17 protein-coding genes and 1 tRNA gene are annotated in these 18,164 nt (G+C 55.5%); 10 read left to right on the top strand and 8 right to left on the bottom strand.

The window, feature by feature from the left end:
* Positions 1–41 precede the first annotated feature (41 nt).
* The 10 genes from lgt to QN062_RS01645 all read left to right on the top strand — a co-directional run bounded on the left by lgt (position 42) and on the right by QN062_RS01645 (position 7,042).
* Positions 42–1,091 carry a prolipoprotein diacylglyceryl transferase gene (gene lgt, locus QN062_RS01690; RefSeq protein WP_369341898.1) on the top strand — a complete coding sequence of 350 codons (1,050 nt, stop codon included), beginning with the start codon at positions 42–44 and terminating at the stop codon, positions 1,089–1,091.
* A gap of 42 nt (positions 1,092–1,133) precedes the next feature.
* A complete protein-coding gene (rpe, locus tag QN062_RS01685) occupies positions 1,134–1,799 on the top strand; it encodes a ribulose-phosphate 3-epimerase (protein WP_369341897.1) in 666 nt (221 codons plus the stop codon).
* A gap of 67 nt (positions 1,800–1,866) precedes the next feature.
* Positions 1,867–2,130: a phosphoribosyl-ATP diphosphatase gene (locus tag QN062_RS01680; RefSeq protein ID WP_369341896.1), complete on the top strand. Its 264-nt coding sequence runs from the start codon at positions 1,867–1,869 to the stop codon at positions 2,128–2,130.
* Between the two features lie 106 nt (positions 2,131–2,236).
* Positions 2,237–3,088, top strand: coding sequence for an ATP phosphoribosyltransferase (gene hisG / locus QN062_RS01675; protein WP_369341895.1), 852 nt, complete (start codon positions 2,237–2,239; stop codon positions 3,086–3,088).
* A gap of 2 nt (positions 3,089–3,090) precedes the next feature.
* Entirely contained in the window at positions 3,091–3,705 is a 615-nt protein-coding gene (locus QN062_RS01670; RefSeq protein WP_369341894.1) for a CDP-alcohol phosphatidyltransferase family protein, read from the top strand.
* Positions 3,692–4,666, top strand: a complete 975-nt coding sequence (locus tag QN062_RS01665; RefSeq protein WP_369341893.1) for a DUF881 domain-containing protein — start codon at positions 3,692–3,694, stop codon at positions 4,664–4,666. Before QN062_RS01670 ends, QN062_RS01665 begins: the two co-directional genes overlap by 14 nt.
* 2 nt (positions 4,667–4,668) lie before the next feature.
* Positions 4,669–5,001: a small basic family protein gene (locus tag QN062_RS01660; RefSeq protein ID WP_369341892.1), complete on the top strand. Its 333-nt coding sequence runs from the start codon at positions 4,669–4,671 to the stop codon at positions 4,999–5,001.
* Positions 5,002–5,003: 2 nt separating this feature from the next.
* The gene (locus QN062_RS01655; RefSeq protein ID WP_369341891.1) at positions 5,004–5,825 is read left to right on the top strand and encodes a DUF881 domain-containing protein; all 822 of its coding nucleotides are present in this window, start codon (positions 5,004–5,006) and stop codon (positions 5,823–5,825) included.
* 5 nt (positions 5,826–5,830) lie between these two features.
* Positions 5,831–6,271 (top strand): FHA domain-containing protein, encoded by a 441-nt coding sequence (locus QN062_RS01650; protein WP_369342501.1) that lies wholly within the window; start codon positions 5,831–5,833, stop codon positions 6,269–6,271.
* Positions 6,272–6,403: 132 nt separating this feature from the next.
* Positions 6,404–7,042 (top strand): MerR family transcriptional regulator, encoded by a 639-nt coding sequence (locus QN062_RS01645; RefSeq protein ID WP_369342500.1) that lies wholly within the window; start codon positions 6,404–6,406, stop codon positions 7,040–7,042.
* Between the two features lie 384 nt (positions 7,043–7,426).
* Here the strand turns inward: QN062_RS01645 and QN062_RS01640 are convergent, their stop codons facing one another.
* The 8 genes from QN062_RS01640 to glgX form a co-directional block, all read right to left on the bottom strand.
* A complete protein-coding gene (locus QN062_RS01640; RefSeq protein WP_369341890.1) occupies positions 7,427–8,206 on the bottom strand; it encodes an HAD hydrolase-like protein in 780 nt (259 codons plus the stop codon).
* A gap of 144 nt (positions 8,207–8,350) precedes the next feature.
* Complete coding sequence (locus QN062_RS01635; protein ID WP_369341889.1) at positions 8,351–8,698, bottom strand: RNA polymerase-binding protein RbpA; 348 nt, start codon at positions 8,696–8,698, stop codon at positions 8,351–8,353.
* 224 nt (positions 8,699–8,922) lie between these two features.
* Positions 8,923–11,610 carry a DEAD/DEAH box helicase gene (locus QN062_RS01630; RefSeq protein ID WP_369341888.1) on the bottom strand — a complete coding sequence of 896 codons (2,688 nt, stop codon included), beginning with the start codon at positions 11,608–11,610 and terminating at the stop codon, positions 8,923–8,925.
* A gap of 30 nt (positions 11,611–11,640) precedes the next feature.
* Complete coding sequence (locus QN062_RS01625; protein ID WP_369341887.1) at positions 11,641–11,952, bottom strand: hypothetical protein; 312 nt, start codon at positions 11,950–11,952, stop codon at positions 11,641–11,643.
* A 10-nt stretch (positions 11,953–11,962) separates the two neighbouring features.
* Positions 11,963–13,891, bottom strand: coding sequence for a helix-turn-helix transcriptional regulator (locus QN062_RS01620; protein ID WP_369341886.1), 1,929 nt, complete (start codon positions 13,889–13,891; stop codon positions 11,963–11,965).
* Between the two features lie 266 nt (positions 13,892–14,157).
* Entirely contained in the window at positions 14,158–15,606 is a 1,449-nt protein-coding gene (locus QN062_RS01615; RefSeq protein ID WP_394854675.1) for a UTP--glucose-1-phosphate uridylyltransferase, read from the bottom strand.
* Positions 15,607–15,830: 224 nt separating this feature from the next.
* Positions 15,831–15,904 (bottom strand) — tRNA-Pro (locus tag QN062_RS01610).
* A gap of 120 nt (positions 15,905–16,024) precedes the next feature.
* Positions 16,025–18,163 (bottom strand): glycogen debranching protein GlgX, encoded by a 2,139-nt coding sequence (glgX, locus tag QN062_RS01605; RefSeq protein WP_369341884.1) that lies wholly within the window; start codon positions 18,161–18,163, stop codon positions 16,025–16,027.
* Between the last annotated feature and the right edge of the window lies 1 nt (position 18,164).

The raw sequence follows: 18,164 nt of genomic DNA, 5'->3' as shown, positions 1-18,164 counted from the left end.
ATGTTCCGGCGGGCTGCGACAAGACAACTGATTGGGGAGTCATGAACCTAGCGTATATTCCTTCGCCGTCGATATCCGAGTTCACCATCGGTCCGCTGACCATACACTTCTATGCGCTGACGATGCTTCTGGCAATCGTGGTTGCAGTCTGGATAGCGACCGTGAGATGGAAGAAGCTCGGAGGGATCGGCGATCAGATCCTTGACATCGCCATCTGCGCAGTTCCCGCAGGCATCATAGGTGCGAGAATATATCACATCATCACCACTCCCGAGCGTTTCTTCGGTCCGACCGGCGATTGGGTCGACATGTTTCGCATCTGGAATGGTGGTCTCGGCATCTGGGGGGCGGTGCTGCTCGGTTCGCTCGCTGCCTGGGGGTGGTGCAGGCACAGGCATTATCCCATGGCATTGCTGAGCGACACCATCGCTCCTGCCCTGCTGGTCGCCCAGGCCATCGGGCGTCTGGGAAACTGGTTCAATCAGGAGCTTTACGGTGCTCCGACGACATTGCCCTGGGGATTGAAATTGAACGTCACCGGCACTGCGATCGGCAGTGGCGAACTTTGCTATGATGGCTCCTCATGCCCCACCGGCACCCTGTTCCAGCCGACATTCCTGTACGAGATGATCTGGAACCTGATTGGTGCCACCCTCATTCTCTGGATTGGCAGAAAGACAGCCCGAGTTCTCAAGGCGGGCTCCCTGTTCACAATCTATGTGATGTGGTACACGGCCGGGCGCACCTGGATCGAGATGCTGCGCATCGATTTCGCGCACGAATTCCTCGGTGTCAGGATCAATGTCTGGGTTTCGATGGTCGTCTTCATCCTGGGCGTGTTCGCCTTCATCCTGGTCCAGAGATACGGGAAGCCCACCGCATTGCTTTCGGAAAAGCTTCGTGCGATCAGCGAGCTTGAGGCGCGTGAGCAGGCTGACTCGACTTCAACACAGGCACAGCCTCGCGGTGACGCGGCCGATGCCGACCCCGTCACGAATCAGGGCGAGGATAGCGAGGATGATGGCAGCGCATCGGGCGAGCAGGAGAGACCGTCCGACGAGGAATCTTTGCATAGAGGTGAGAAGGCATGACCCGGTGTTCCTTCGTCTTTCGTATTGCCTAGAATGGCGAATATGAGTATTCAAATTGCACCAAGCATCCTTTCCGCGGATTTCGCCAACCTCGAACGTGACCTTCACGCAATCGACAATGCGGATCTTGTCCATGTCGATGTCATGGACCATCATTTCGTTCCGAATCTGACCTTGGGCGAACCCATCGTCAAGAGAATCTGCGAGGTCACCGATCTCCCGGTTGACGTTCATCTCATGATCGAGGACCCAGACCGCTGGGCTCCCGAATTCGCCAAGCTGGGTGCGTCTTCGATTTCGTTCCATATGGGCGCCACCCATGCACCGGTGCGACTGGCACGCCAATTGCGCGCAATGGGTGTCAAGGCATGCTATGCAGTGCGTCCTGCGGAGTCGGTAGAGCCAATTTTCGACATCCTTGAAGAGTTTGACATGATTCTCATCATGACCGTCGAACCAGGATTCGGCGGACAGAAATTCCTGGCCAATCAGATGAGCAAGACCCGCCGTCTGCGCGACGAGATCAAGCGTCGCGGACTTGATACGCATATCCAGGTTGACGGCGGCGTCAGCCCATCGACCGCACATGTCGTCGCCGAGGCAGGCGCGGATGTCCTGGTCGCAGGTTCCGCAGTCTATGGCTCGCCGAATCAGGCGCAGGCGATCGACGATATCAGGAATCTCGCCCAGGCCGCCTATCGCGACTAGGCTCGAGGCAAGGGCTCGTGAAGTTACGGATTTCAGACATAGGTCACAGAGGGAACGGTCAGTTAGCATGAAGACATTTGAATCGCTGTTCAAGGAACTATCCGAGAAGGCAGCCAGCCGGCAGGAGGGCTCACTCACGGTCGAAGAGCTTGCGAAGGGCACTCACTTCATCGGCAAGAAGATCATCGAGGAGGCTGGTGAGACGTGGATCGCAGCCGAATATGAAGGCGCGGACCGCACCGCCGAGGAGATGAGCCAGCTCCTCTATCACATGCAGGTCATGATGATCGATCGTGGCATCAGCATCGAAGACGTATACAGATATCTGTGATTCATCCAGAATTCAATGTCGTCGGATGCGCTTTCGAAGCGGGGAAGCACACGCAAACAAATGGGTATGCGAACATTATCATGCAAGCCTGCATGTAGGAGGGTCGATGTTAAGAATAGCGGTGCCAAACAAGGGAATGCTCTCACAGCCATCATGGAACATGCTGGCAGAGGCTGGATACAAGCTGAGGACGAATCCTCGTCAGCTGGTCGTGGAGGATCACGATAACGATATCGAGCTCTTCTATCTGCGTCCATTGGACATAGCAGTGTATGTCGGGCGTGGAACCGTCGATGTGGGCATCACCGGTCGCGATCTGCTGCTGAATTCGGGAACTGCCGCGGTCGAACACCTCAAGCTGGGCTTCGGCGCATCCACTTTCCGCTTCGCGTCGCCTGAGGGCTCAGACATCAAAACGCTTGAAGGCATCAACGCAAAGCGCGTCGCAAGTTCATATGACAAGCTCGTGGGGGACTACCTCAAGGAGCGTGGCATCTCAGCGGAGATCATCCATCTGGATGGCGCCGTCGAATCTTCCGTCCATCTGGGAGTCGCGGATCTGATCGCGGACGTGGTGTCGACCGGGACGACGATGCGCAATGCAGGGTTGAGGATCTTTGCGGATCCCATCCTTCACTCCGAAGGCATTCTGATTCGTTCGCCGCGCGTCAGAGTCGATGACGAGCGCATGATCAAGTTCAGCAGGCGGCTCCAGGGTGTGCTCACGGCCCACCATTACGTTCTGATGGACTACGACATTCCGACGGAGAAGGTCCAGGAGGCGGTCGACATCACCCCGGGCTTCGAATCTCCAACAGTTTCCCACCTCCACGACAGGCAATGGTCTGCGGTGCGCGTCATGGTTCCCAAGGAAACCGTGAACACCTTGATGGACAGACTCTATGACGTAGGAGCCCGTGCCATCATCGTGACTGCACTGCAGGCATCGAGAATGTGAGCATGACACTTAAGGACCTCACAGTGGAAAGCAAATACAGCCCAGAGGCTAAAGACACGATATGGACGGTTCCGAACGCAATCAGCCTGATGAGAATCGCGTGCATCCCGTTCATCACCGTGCTGGTATCTCAGCGCCATCTCGTACTGTCGCTGCTGCTGATACTCGTGTCGGCCCTTTCCGATGGAGTCGACGGATACATTGCCAGACGATTCAACCAGGTCAGCAAGGCCGGTCAGATCCTCGATCCGATAGCGGATCGCATGCTGATCTTCTTTACCATTCTGGCGCTTGGCGTCTCCCATATCCTACCCTGGTGGCTTCTGATCGTCGTGGGTCTTCGTGACCTGCTGATGGGTGGACTCATCGTCGTGCTTGCGCAATACGACTATGGTCCGCTGCCTGTTCATTTCGCAGGAAAGACAGGCACTGCGCTGCTTATGATCGGGATTCCCGCACTTATCGTCGCGGATGCCTGGGCAGGTCCGGAGTTCCGGGTGCTTCATCTCATTTCCCTTGCGGTCGTGCTGTGGGGCGTCGTCTTCTATTGGTACGCAGGCGTGCTCTACCTTCGCCAAGGGATTTCCTTGATGCGCGAAGAGCATGACCATGAATGACATCCGTCAGCCCAGATCCTTTCCGGTAAGTCATGACCGGATGCCATTTCGCAGCAGGGCGGTCTTTTCGGATGGCGTCGCAGGACTTGCCGAACGTCATGTGTATCGGCTTCCAGAGACCATCTCCGACATTCGCAATCGACGCAGACGCATCGATGATGAATCCCTGAGCCTCATCGACGATCTGACGAACCGCCCCCTTGACCCGATGTTCAGCGATGCGACATTGGTTCATGACGAACGCGGTCCGCTGCGGGTATGGCTGTCACGGTGCCTGGTATTCTTCATCTGTCTGGCTGTGGGTCTGGCGGGTTCCGTGATCGTCCGGGAACTGCACACGGACCCGCGAAGCAAGATACGTGAGAAACTCATCGCGCAGGTCGAATCCGAAACCAAGTCATACAATACGACCAGCGACCAGATAGGCAAGCTTCTCAGTCAGATCGACTCATTGTCGGACGAGGTTGGAGGGGACAGCGACAACCAGACGGCCGACAGGGACAATCTGCTCAATGGTTTCACGAAAGTACAGGGGCAGGGCATATCCATCAGTCTCGCCAACCCCATCGCGGCGACGGATTCCGCAGGGACCACGGACAGCGATACCGATGACATCCGCGTCATCACCGACATCGATCTGCAGCAGTTCGTGTCCAAGCTCTGGGGAGCGGGTGCCGAGGCGATCTCGATCAACGGCTATCGAGTCGGGGTGCAGACCTCGGTGAGGACGGCCGGAAGCACCATACTCGTCGGTCTGAACTCGATACAAAGTCCCTATACGATTACCGCGATAGGGAATGCCGATACACTGAAGAACGCCATGGGCAGCGCTGCGGAGAGTTCTTTCTACGACACTTTGGACAAGGCGGGGATTCATCCCAAGGTTTCGAAGGAAACTATGATTACAATGAGCAGCACCGTAGGAACGCCGGATCTGACATATGCAAAAAGGAGCGAGTGACCATGGCCGCAGTTTTAGGTTTGATCGCAGGTGTAGTTTTCGGCATCTTCCTGCAGCCTGACATTCCCATCGTCGTGCAGCCATATCTTCCGATCATGGTCGTTGCGGCTCTTGACGCATTGCTGGGCGCGGCGCGTTCCTTCTTCGAGCGAAGCTTCTCCGACAAGGTGTTCGTGATCTCCTTCCTGTCAAACGTGATAACGGCGACGCTGCTCGTGCTGCTTGGCAATCAGCTCGGCGTCGGCTCGCAGCTGTCGACGGCTGTCATCGTCGTGTTGGGAATAAGGATTTTCTCCAACGTCTCCGCCATTCGTCGATTTATTTTTAAGGGTTGATCATGGCAAGGGAACAACATGAGCAACATGCGGCGATTCCCCGTTACCGTCGCATGAATTCAAAGGACAAGTTCAACGACACGACGGATACGGGCTCGTTCCCGATTGTCCGCAGAAAGCCGCCGCATGCGCAGAAGAACAATGCCCGGCGTGCCCGCATGGTCAGCAGCGTGCTCGTCGCGCTGCTATGCGCGCTGCTGGGCTTCGGCTATGTCGCTCAGATGCGCAACACCGAATCATCATACGAGTCTCTTACGGAAGACGAATTGGTGCGTGTGCTCGATGAAACAAGCACCCAGGTCGACAAGCTCGAGCAGCGAAGGACGGAACTGAGCTCTCAGCTGCAGTCCATTCAGTCTGCGGCCGACAAGCAGGAGGAAGCTGCAAGAATCGCAGCCCAGAACCAGACCACGAACGGCATTCTCTCGGGAAGGTTGCCTGCGACGGGCAAGGGAATCACGATCACCGTCACCCAGGGGAAGACTCATGTCGATGCTTCCACGATGTTCACCCTGGTCGAGGAGCTGCGCAATGCCGGTGCCGAGGTCATATCGTTCAACTCGGTTCGCATCGTCACTTCCTCTTATATCAAGGACACGAAGTCCGGCTTGAACGTCGATGGACGGACTGCGAGCTCGCCATACACGATCAAGGCCATCGGCAATCCGGAAGATCTGCAGAACGCAATCCAGATCGCCGGGGGAGTGGGCTCGAGACTCAAAGTGCAATACAATGCAAAGGTAGTGCTGAAGCAACAGGAAAGTGTCAAAATCGACGAGGTTCGGCGCTCTCAGACATACAAGTATGCAAAGACGGTAGAATGACATCTATGACTGATCCAATTCCAACAGCAGGCGAAACCACGATCATCGGTCTGCCTGCACTCAATATGCCAGTAGTAACGACGACCGATCGTCCTTTGATCAAGGAAGATCTGGAAACGATAGCGAAGCTTTCGGAGGGAACGGCTCTGCTGATCTCGACTCGAGGGGCGGTTTCCGGCTCCCGGTACCTTCTCGATGAAGACGAGGTCACGGTAGGGCGCGACCAGAACGCTGACATCCTCCTCGACGATTCCACGGTATCAAGGGCTCACGCGGTCTTCAGAAAGGTCGGCAACCATTACCACGTGCTCGATGCTGGCAGTCTCAACGGCACGTACGTCAATCGCCAGCGCGTGGATGACATAGAGCTTCATGCTGGTGACGAAATCCAAATTGGTAAGTTCAGATTGGTATTCTTCACAAAATCCGCCGTTGTGCAGAACTGAGACGCTTCCGCAGGCGATTAGACTCATATATGAAGAGATGGAAAAGAAGCGTTCGTAGGTGCAGACTTTGGTGCATTCGCTGAGCGTCGGATGAGGGGACCGCAGATGGCAGAGATGAGCGACACTTCGAGCATAGGGCAGCCTGATCTTCATCTTCATGTTCCCCTGGAGGAAAGGAACTCCTTGCACGCGGACGATGCGGTACAGGGTGAACTGTTCTCTGCGAACGATGAAGAGGGCCAGACTCGCGGATATCGGGGGACAGTGGCCTCGAAGGTCGCCGGCATCACCTATCGGCAGCTTGATTACTGGGCTCGCAAGCAGATCGTCGAACCTTCGATCAAGCCTTCGCATGGTTCTGGCTCCAGAAGGCTGTATTCGTTCAAGGATGTCGTCATTCTCGCGATCTCCAAAAGACTTCTCGATGCTGGCGTCAACCTGCAGAATGTCACCCGTGCGATAGAGTTTCTCACTCGGCGTTCAGTGTCGGATCTGGAAAGCCTGACCGTCATGTGCGATGGCGACACAGTGCATGAATGCAATGACGTTGAGGAAATGTCACGATTCCTTTCTCGCGGCAGCGCCGTTTTCGGTCTTTCCGTCGCCAAGGTCTGGCATGAGATTCAAGACAGTCTCGAGACCGAGGACTATGTTGACCTTACACATGCCGGGCAGTCACGCGTACAAGGAAGACCAATCGATGAACTCACTGCGATGCGCGTCCGCAGAAAGCTTGAGATGCATCGTCAGGAACGTGAGATAGCCGCATAGGGCTGATCCGACAGGCTGTGATTCCACCGGAATGTGATTTCGCGGTGTGATTTCGCGGGTGTTGTGCGATGTACAGTGATTCCACTGAGATAACGGCAAGATGATACAACAGCGTGCATTGAAGCACAGGCTGCTGCAATTAATGACAAGCATGCACATGATTCGCGTGTGAGACTCAGGTAGAAGGATATATGCCGTGGTCTCAGTGTATTATCTGGATTCCAGCAAATTATAATCTGACATAACGTACATTATCGGCTAGTTACAAAAGCCTTGAAATAAAAAGCCTTGAAATATCGGTGTCTATCTTTATCTGACTATGTCTGTCCGTGTATATCAGTGTCTGCCTGTTGTGTCTACCCACAACCGCAGGCTGACCTGGCCTCATTCCTGCTCGGTCAGGACCTTGTCGGCCTTATTCCTTGTGTCGTCCTTGCCGCTCCTGGAAATAGACGAGAACAATGAATCCGTCGCCGTGCTGAGATCATCGACGGCATCGATGGTCATCGTGACTCCATGTTCCTTGAGCTCTCCGGGATTCGCATAGCCCCAATTGCATCCTATGGAAGCGATGCCGACCGCATTCGCGCCGTCGACGTCGGTCCACCGGTCGCCGACCATGATGGCCACGTCGCCGACCGATTCATCGAATCCAATGGACTCAAAGGCGTATCGTATGACCTGGTCCTTGTTCAGGCGGGTCATGTCGCGGCTTGCGCCATATATGCCATCCACCTCTTCGCTGAGATGAAAGTGCTCGCATATTGGAATGGCCTGGTATTCGGGCTTGCATGTGGCGATTGCAAGATAATAGCCCGATGAGCGAAGCCTTCTCAGCTGATCGATGATGCCGGGATACATCACGTTCACCAGTTTCCCGGGGACCTTCGCACCTGGTTCGTTTGGATCGTCAAAGGCTGGCCTGTCGCTGTAATAGCTGCGATAGGTATCTACGGCAAGCGGCATCTTATCCTCAGGAACATGGTTGCGCTTCAGCGAGTCTACTATCGCGGGACCAATGAACTGCTGAAGCTCGTGTTCATCTGGAACTGGCATTTCGATGGCTTCGAAGGTTTTCCTGACTGACGCGAGAATCCCCGGCGCGGATTCGGTCAACGTTCCATCGAGATCCAGGAGAACGACTTTCAGTGGATGTGCAACCATTATTCTGCTCCTTCGGGCATCGGACCTTGGGGCCAGCCCGCATATCAGTGCTCAATCAATGTCTGCATTCCTCACACACGATGGCCGATGCCAAGGAATGCTCTGGAATGCCCAGTACTATTTCTCGTGCAAATGGAGAAGCGACTACTCGTAGTCGGGAATCCAACCCTCATGGTGCATTCCCAGACGCTTGTCAAGCAGCGTCTTCAGCTCATCCATCGAACGGCGTTCGAGAAGCATGTCCCAGTGCGTGCGGGTGGGCTTGGTGATCTCATCGGCTTCCTGGTCCTGCTCCCCCTCGCGGTGGGCTATCTCGCCGCAGCGGCACTCCCACTGATCGGGAATCTCTGCACCTTCCGCGAATGGCAGGATTGTGCGATGCCCCTTGGGACAGACATAGGCGACGTCCGTACGCGCCGCAAAGTCCACATTGTCATCGGACTCGAGTGACTTCGCCCCGATACTCATACCACGCAAACTGCGTTCAGCCATGTTTCCTCCTCGTATGTTCACTATCCAAGCTACAAAACAGCTGGGACTTGATGCTTATTCCAACTTTTCGGCAACTGCGCAAGAAATTCAAGGAACCGTGACGGAAACACGGCTCCCAAGCCATCATCCATGCGTTGCCGCCATCGATATGGTCTCTGACCTTGCAGCGACCTTCATAGCGATCTTCACACCGAAGCGTGAGCGGCATGCAGCCACCAGCCGTATCAATCGACGCCAGAGTATGCGACGATGCCGCGGTTGACGTCTCGCGCGGCCTGCTTCGCCACCTTCGACAGGGACTCGGCGTCCTTGAAGAAGGTGCCGACCTGGGCTATTTGATTAAGCAGGTCGGCAAGTCGCTTGGCATTGCGCACGAAGTCGCCTCCTGTCATCTCGGAATCTCGCAGAACGACCGACAAATCTTCACCGTTAGCCCATTCATATATCACCCTGCACATCCCAAAATCGAGTTCCTTCGGTGTATCCAGACCATGATCGTCGCAGAGCATTGAGATGCGCGCCCTGCTGCCGAGACAGGCCTGAAGCGAGATTGCGATGCTGCCGTCCGTGCCGCCTGGGAAACTGCCATCTCCCCCGCCCTCTCCGCGACGTGACTCATAGACCAGGGACGACACGACCGCGGCCAGTTCGGACGAGGAAAGATCGCGAAGGTCCTCATCCATGATCATCTGAGCGAGCACCAGATCCTGTTCGCTGTATATTCTTCGCAGCATCTGGCCTATGGGAGTCAGAGCATAGTTGACCGCTGCATTTGAGAGGTCCTTTGATTCATGCATTGATTCATGCATTGATTCATCATGCAGCGATTCGCGTCCATCGTCTGCCTGGATCCGGGTGGCGGCATCCGGCGTATCGCATGAGGGAGCATGGCGCAATGTGGGAACGGCATTGACGTAGTCGGGTGAAATGTAGCCTAGGTCGTTCAGAATCTCGCATATATGGTCAAACTGGCGTGCGACCGATCCCGTTCGCGACTCATATCGTTCTCGAACCCGTTCGAGTTCCTTGCTTTCGCGCACCCAGCGGTGACCCCACTTGAGATGCGAGGCGAGATCGGGACATTCCCTGCATGGATGATGACGCTCCTCATCGCGAAGCTCGGCTATGCGCTCATCAAGTTCCCTGAATGCGCGGCTTCTGGACTTTTCGGAACGGAAACGCTTGTGTCTGAGCTCCTGACGCTCATGCTTCTGAGCATCTGACAGCTTCATTCTGATGCTCATGAATTCGGCGAAATCACCGTATTCACACACGAATGCATCCTCGTAGCCTTTCACGGCCTTCGATAGCGTATCGATCCGTGATTCGAGCTGCCATGCAGATTCGTTCGCCTCCCACTGGGCGAAGGAATGGTCGAGGGTCATGCGTGCGGTGCGATAATCGCTTGAATTGAGCAGATTCACAGCCATGTTGAAGGTCGGTCTGAAGCTCGAGTGCAGAGGATAGACTCGCTTGCTTGCGAGAGCGGCGGCAGTTGCGGGAACGAAGTCGCGGTGATCGACGACGACGGCATGGCCGATGGGATCGATGCCGCGGCGTCCTGCCCTGCCTGTCAGTTGGGTGAACTCCCCCGGCGTAAGCGTCACATGACCCGTGCCATCGAATTTCTCAAGCTTCTCGACGACCACGCACCTTGCCGGCATGTTGATTCCCAATGCGAGCGTTTCGGTGGCGAAGACCATCTTCACCAATCCCGCCTCGAACAGCCGTTCGACAATCTGTCGGAAGAGGGAGACCATACCCGCATGATGCGCGGCGAAACCTTCTTCCAAGGCGAATCTGAAAGACGAAAAATGCAAGGTCTTCAGATCGTCATGGCTCAGCTGCCCGTCGACCATCTCATCGACGATGGTGCGAATGCGCCGCGCTTCATCGTCGGTCGTGAGCTCCAGACCAGCATTCATGCATTGGTCGACTGCCTGATCGCATCCATTTCGTGAAAAGATGAAGTATATTCCCGGCAGCAAATCCTCATAGTCAAGTTCGTCGACGACAGCCCATCTGCGCGGAATGTGGCGTGCACTGCCAGAACGATTGGAGGGACTGCGTCGATGTGCGTTGCGTCCGCGTCCGTCTCGCTTGCGGTCGGCGCCGGAGCCATGCGAACGTGCCGCCATCCTGTCGAGCTGATCGAGACGCTCGATCAGCTGAGGATTGAGCTTGGGCAGCCTGCCTGCACTCACAGTGGATTCGGCGCGGTAGAGGTCGATGAGTTCGGGCGGTGTATGATCGTCCGCCTGGACGGCCACATGCTGCTCAAGTGGCACAGGTCGTTTCTCCGTGATGACCAGCTTGGTGTCCCCACGAACGGACTGAAGCCAGTCCGAGAAATCCTCGACATTCGACACTGTCGCCGACAATCCGATGACCTTCACGGAAGGAGGGAGATGTATGATCACCTCTTCCCACACAGGCCCTCGGAAGCGATCCGCGAGATAATGAACCTCATCGAGCACGACATAGCGCAGTGCCTGCAAGGTCGAGGAATGCTCATAGAGCATGTTGCGGAGCACCTCCGTCGTCATCACGACGATGTCGGCCTCGGAGTTGATGGATGTGTCTCCTGTGAGCAGTCCGACATGGTCCTCGCCGAATACGTCGACGAGGTCATGGTACTTCTGGTTGCTCAGCGCCTTGATCGGCGTCGTATAGAAGGCCTTGACATTGTGCTCCTGAGCGAGGAACACCGCAAAGTCCGCTACGACCGTCTTTCCAGAGCCCGTCGGCGCTGCGACAAGAACGTTGTCTCCTGCCTCCAGGGCTTCGATCGCCTGTTCCTGAAATGGATCGAGCTCGAACGGAAGCCCCTCGGCAAAGCGAAAGGCAGCGGTGTGAGCATGGGCCTGTCTGTTCCTGAACGCAGCATAGCGCTGAGTAGGATTATCTGGCATAACGATTCCTGTTAATCCTTCGAATATGAACTAGTCGTTGAAATGCTTCCATTGCTGCCAAGTCCGCATATGCCTTTCATGGATGCGGTCATGCCTGCGTAGAACCTCCGCATGGGCAACCGAATAGCGCTCCCCCGCCACATGCAATGGACGCGTGAACAGTGGAGCCTCCGCCGAGTTCTCGTCGTCTCCCTGAACAGGCGACAGCTTCTCCTCGATTGCCGAGCTGAGTCTTCCTGCGGAACGCATGGCAGCCATGGCCCGGAAAACCACGTAGATGGCACCGCCGACGAGCATCGCGATCATGAAAATGACCAGCACCAACCAAATCCATCCTGGCATGGCATCTTCCTCACTTTCCGTTTGCGCTAGTAGGCTCTCCCAAGCTTAGTTCACGCTCTGCACGGGCTACGATCATCGTTCGCAGGGTTTCAGGTGCGACAGCAGTGATATGGCGGGCATGTGATATGCAGAATGCCACGAACCAAGAATCGGATGAGACGGTGAGATGGACTTTCTCGCCGGAACCGAAATCCTCCACGGTCGCTCCTGGAAGCGATTTCACGAAGGAAAGATGCTTTCTGTCAGTGATGATGGCCGCCGCGGTTCCATTGTCGAAGCTCCATTCACGCAGCCTGCTGATCGGAACGTCGGGTATCTCCAAGGGCTGAGGAATCTCTATGAGCTGTGCATGCTCGATGCGCGCGAGACGCAGCACCTGCCATTGGCGGTGCTCGCCCTTCATATGCGTCAGCTGCTCTGACTGCTTGGTTATGATCTCCTTCAGATCATCGGCTATCGCATTCATGTCGATGACGTGATAGAGATCGGTCCATGCAGCGACGTAATAGACACCCTCATCGACGAATATCTTCGCAGGCGAGACTATCTTGCGATGCGTTCTGCCGGCGCCGTCGGTGTATTCCATGTCAAGCATCGACTGCGTGTCGATGGCGCGCTTCACGATGGTGAAGCTCATCGGTTCAAGCTCATATCCGGTCAGGCTCAGCCAGGGTGTGACTCCAGGCTCGACATGCTGCCGCAACCGCAGATAGAGCGATTGAGCCTGCTGCCTTGAGGAATCGGGAAGCAAAGGCGAATGGGCAAGATAGCTCACCGATGCGGTGAGCAGACTCAGATATTGGGGAGACACACCTGCAAGGCGTTCAAGGCCAAGCGAATTCGTCGCTGAGACGATTCCCTCGGTCTCAAGCAGGTTCCAGTCGATGTCGAAGAACTGGCTTCCGGCCATCTCACCATCGTCAGACACGGTGGTGAGCGTATTGATGTCTTTATGGATGGTATTGACGAAGCGTTTCAGATCATCGTCATCGCGAACGCGGCCAATGAAACGCTCGGCGAGCTCGTTCATGGAGAACTCCTCGCCCAGATGCGCCGACAGGAACAGCATCAGCCGCAGGCGCCGGTCGACTTCGGACCCCGTCTGGAAGGATGCCGAGGACTTTCTGCCATCCTTGCGATTGACTTCGCACGGGTCTTTCCCAGAATCGATATCCGAAAGCTGTACTGGGAGTTTCTCGTCTCCCGCGCCATCTATGGACTGCAGCCGGGTTGCCGCATGGAGCCTTCTGCTGAAGGCATCGGCGGCCTCCTGGGGGCTGACGATCGAAGAACCCGGATGACCGAGCACGAACATGGCCAAATCGTCGGAATCAGTGTAGGCGACATTGATGTGCTCGCCGTTGTCATCGACGGTCGCTGCGAAACGGCGAGAGTCGATCACCTTGACCAAAGCATCCGGAATGGGTTGCGTGCCCAGACCTGGGGCTATCGAATCGAGACCAAGCCCTGGAACCGGCATCTGCGGAACTCTCGGACTGGTTCTTGAAGTATGGTGTTCCTGATGCTCCGAAGACTGGGATATCGATACGGAACGTGCGAGATAGTTCGCGGCGGCCAAGACCGGGAGGTCATCCTGCTCGAAGCGGAGCCTGACGCGCGGCTCGTCACCGAGCTGCAGACGATAGGAGGCAAAGTCCTGTCCTTCAGACTTCGATGAGTACTCCGGTTGTCGGGATTCAATCGCTATTCCCATCGCCGCGAGCTTGGCACGGTCACGTTGAAATTGTTTAGCAAATGCAGCCTTTGCCGCCTGGTCGGCAAGCTCACCGTACGAATCTGCATATGCCTTGACGCGCTGTGCGATTTGTCGGGATGTCAGCCATTGCGGGAAGGCTGAGGACAATACGGCAAGCACATCCAATTCATGCTTTCCCCATTTATCGGAGAAGCGTCGCCTACCATTCGTTCCCTCTGTCATTAGTCCTCGCGTATCGTTAGCATACCTAAGTAACTGTGCGTGTTTGCACAGACCTTTATCTATCTTAGATGTATTTTGCCTGAATCATGCACAATACTCAAAAAATGTCCAAATATCATTCTCAGCGAAGAGCGGATTCACACGCCCGCAGAAGAGCGTTCAAAGGTCATTGAAGCGTCGTCATGGCAACCCTATTTATGGTCTCTGGACAGTGACGTTCAAGAGGATCGTCTCATGACGATGACCGCTCACATACGACGTCCGAATTAGACCCACTCGTCCGGTTCAACGCCCTGCGGTCCGACGAATTCTCCGTTAGGCACATATGAAGGCCTTCCCTGGTCAGAAAGCACGGCGTCGGCGAACATAGTGACGTCGCGTCCGAAGGTCCAGTCCCCCTGGATGGTGACCGAGTTGGCTGCAGCCAACGATGGAATGGAATATGGGAATCGTTCGTTGAAGTCGTTGATGTTCTTGTAATAGCGCTCATCAAGCTGGACGTTGGGGAATATGTAGTTGCCGTCCTCCATCTCGTATGAGTCCGTAAGATGGAATCTATCTGACCGCATGATGAACAGATCGTCGGTTGTCTTCACGGGAAGGAAACGCATTCGGTCGACTTCGATGCAGGATGCCCCCTCGAAGAGACCTATCGCCGCACCCATCGCGGTTTCCAGTTGCACCACTTCCTGCGTATCGGAATCAGTCGGATCGACTGTCTTCTTGTTGACGATGACGGGAAGTGGCAGGACTCCGTCATACTCCTCGAGCTTGGCCTTCAACGCGTCGACCCTGACCCAGATGCTATTCGTGTTGAAATACGGGTGCTTGCGTATGTTCGTCGCATCGCTCTCGTCGCCTGGTGCGACCTGACTCATCTCGCGAAGCATCAGATGTCCCGACTTTCTGTCGAAGACGATGTGGCCGCCCTTGCGGTCGGCCTTGGTCCTTCTTGAGACTTCGACCATGAAGGGTGATCCGGACTTGGCGAAATGCCATGCCAAGGTGCGCGAGGGACGCGCGCCGAGGTTGTCGGAATTCGAGATGAAGAGGTATTTGATGCCCTTGTCCTGCAGGATGTCCAGAAGGCCGGATTCCCAGATAGTCGAATAGACGTCGCCATGTCCCGGCGGGCACCATTCGAGCTCCGGATCCTCTGCGAAATCGACAGGCTCACCGGTTTCAAGGACCAGCTTGGGCTCGACATGCTGGATGATCTCAAGGGGAACGTCATGCTGCTCGAAAAGCCTGTTCTTCTTCAGCAGTTTCAGGCTGTCCTTCGAAGTCCTGAAGGAATTCATCAGAATCAGGGGCAGAGGAACGCCAAGGCGCTTTCTTGCCGTGAGCACCTGGCCGAGAATGATGTCGAGAAAGCGCATCTGCCTGGCCTTGTGCCGACGCACAGGAAGCAGTGATTTCGCACCTTCCAGACCCATGGACGTTCCCAGTCCACCGTTAAGCTTCAGGAAGGCGGTTTTCGAGAAGGCATCCAAAGCCTGCTGCTGGTTCATCTTGTCATGGATGTCACCGACATAGGGAACTTCCTTAAGAGCTTCGACGTCGTTTTCCTTGATGAACGTTTGCGACTGCTCACTCTGCCAAGTGTCGTACAGACGTTTGAATTGCTTGATGGAAACATCGCTCAAGCCATGCTTCCGCATCTTTTCAGCAGAAAGTTCAAATGCTTCTTCTGTCATCGATTCCCTTTCGGTCATGGCCAGATTTAGTCTAGTCCCTTGCACAAGCAATCGTTCGCATTTCAGACGGCCAATCGTCGAAGGCGCTGCGCAACCGTTGGATGCGGATGGTCGTCAATGACCCGATTCGCATGGAACGATTCATATGGAGCTATTCATGTGGAGCTACTCGATCAATGTGCAGCATGGCATCCGCCGTCAAGAGACTTTGCATTCAGGCATGCTGCCGTGAAACAGAATTGTCGGGCCAGCGAGATTTGAACTCGCGACCCCTTGACCCCCAGTCAAGTGCGCTACCAAGCTGCGCTATGGCCCGACGGTGCAAAAGCACCAGCAATCAAACTAGCATAAGATCGCGATATCTATCACATTCATGGGGTGTTGCGCGCCTGAATGGCCATATCCGTGCATGTCCGACAGACCCACCCCGACTCCCCTAGTGCTCCACCAGCCTGTTATGCTGCTCAGAGCTCATCAGCAGCAGGAAGCTTCGTGGCTGTGCGGTGATCGCGAATCCAGCCTCATACGCAAGCTGAGGGCCGTTCGGATTGAAGGTGTCGACCATGAGCTGCCATTTCTTGCCATAGTTCTCCTCGGGCAGAGTGAAGACGATGGGCTCATAGTGGGCATTGAAGATGAATATGAAATCGTTGTCGATGAGATTCGTGCCGAACCAATCCTTTTCGGGGATCTCACCGCCATTGAGGAACACCATCACCGAGAATGCGTGGGTGTTGTTCCAGTCATTCTTGTCCATGATCGAACCGGTATGGTCGAACCATTCGACCTGTGGAATGATATCGGACTTGTCACCGGCCTCTCGTCCGGTGAAGAAGCGTCGACGGTGCAGCACAGGATGGTCAAGGCGTAGATGAATCAGCTTCGTGGTGAAATCCAGAAGCGACTTCTGCTCGTCGTCAAGGTTCCAATTCGTCCAGGAGATGTCGTTGTCCTGGCAATAGGCATTGTTGTTGCCCTGCTGCGTCCTTCCGACCTCGTCACCGCCGCAGATCATCGGTATCCCCTGGCTTATCAGCAAGGTGGACAGGAAATTCCTGCACTGTCTCATGCGGAGCTCGGATACGTCGCCGATGGATGTGGGTCCTTCGACTCCGCAGTTCCACGAACGGTTGTCGTTCTCCCCATCGCGGTTGCCCTCGAGATTCGCCTCGTTGTGCTTGTTGTTGTAGCTCACCAGGTCGCTGAGCGTGAAGCCATCATGCGCAGCGACGAAGTTGACTGATGCCACGGGCCGTCGTCCGTCATCCTGATACAGGTCGGAGCTGCCCATCAGTCGGCTTGCAAACTCGGGAAGCGTCGAGGGCTGAGACCTCCAGAAGTCACGAACGCAGTCCCTGTAGCGTCCGTTCCATTCGCTCCAGGACGAGGGGAAGCCACCGACCTGATAGCCGCCTGAACCTAGATCCCATGGCTCTGCGATCAGCTTCACCCTGGATATCACCGGATCCTGCTCGACGATGTCAAAGAAGGCGCTCAGCTTGTCGACCTCCTGGAACTGACGGGCCAGGGTGGCTGCCAGATCGAATCTGAAACCATCGACGTGCATCTCGGTGACCCAGTACCGCAGCGAATCCGTGATCAGCTGCAGGGCGTGAGGAGAGCGCATGAGCAAGGAGTTGCCGGTGCCCGTCGTATCGAAGTAATGCGCCTCGTCGCCATCCACCAGGCGATAGTAGGACTTGTTGTCAATGCCCTTGAAGCTCAGCGTCGGGCCCTTGTCATTGCCTTCGGCGGTATGGTTGTAGACGACGTCGAGAATCACCTCCATGCCAGCCTTATGGAAGGATTTGACCATGGATTTGAACTCGTTCACCTGTTCGCCGCGCTGGCCTGAGCTGGAGTATTCATTGTGCGGTGCGAAGAAGCCGATGGTGTTGTATCCCCAATAATTGGAGAGGCCCTTCTCCTGCAGGAATGCATCGTTCACATATTGGTGGACCGGCATCAGCTCGATGGCGGTCACGCCGAGTTTCTTCAGATAATCGATGACAGTGGGATATGCAAGCCCTGCGTAGGTGCCTCGAATCTCGGGAGGAACCTCGGCATTGAGATTGGTCATGCCTCGCAGATGCGCCTCATATATGACCGAGTCGTGATATGGAATGAACGGATGCTGATCGTTGCCCCAGTCGAAGTATGGGTTCACGACTGCTGACTTCATCATATGAGGGGCAGAGTCCAGCGTGTTCATGCCCGTGTGCTCATCTTCGTCGAACCAGAATGAGTAGAGGCTTTCGTCACCGTCCGAATTGCCTTCGATGGCCTTCGCATATGGGTCCAGAAGCAGCTTGTGAGGATTGCACCGCAGACCGTGCTCAGGATCATAGGGACCGTATACGCGATACCCATATCGTTGGCCTGGCTGTATTCCTGGCACATAGTTGTGCCAGACGAATGAGTTCTGCTCGCTCATTTCAATCCGTGTCTCATTGTCATCGTCATCGAAGAGACAGAGCTCAATCTTCTCGGCCAGCTGGGAGAATAATGCGAAATTCACGCCCGCACCGTCATAGCCTGCACCGAGCGGATACATCGAACCTGGTCTAATTTGCATA

The sequence above is a fragment of the Bifidobacterium sp. WK012_4_13 genome (genome assembly GCF_041080835.1).
GTDB classification, from domain to species: Bacteria; Actinomycetota; Actinomycetes; order Actinomycetales; family Bifidobacteriaceae; genus Bombiscardovia; species Bombiscardovia fermentum.
Note: the sequence above shows the minus strand (reverse complement) of the source record. Positions and strands in the feature narration are given on the sequence as shown.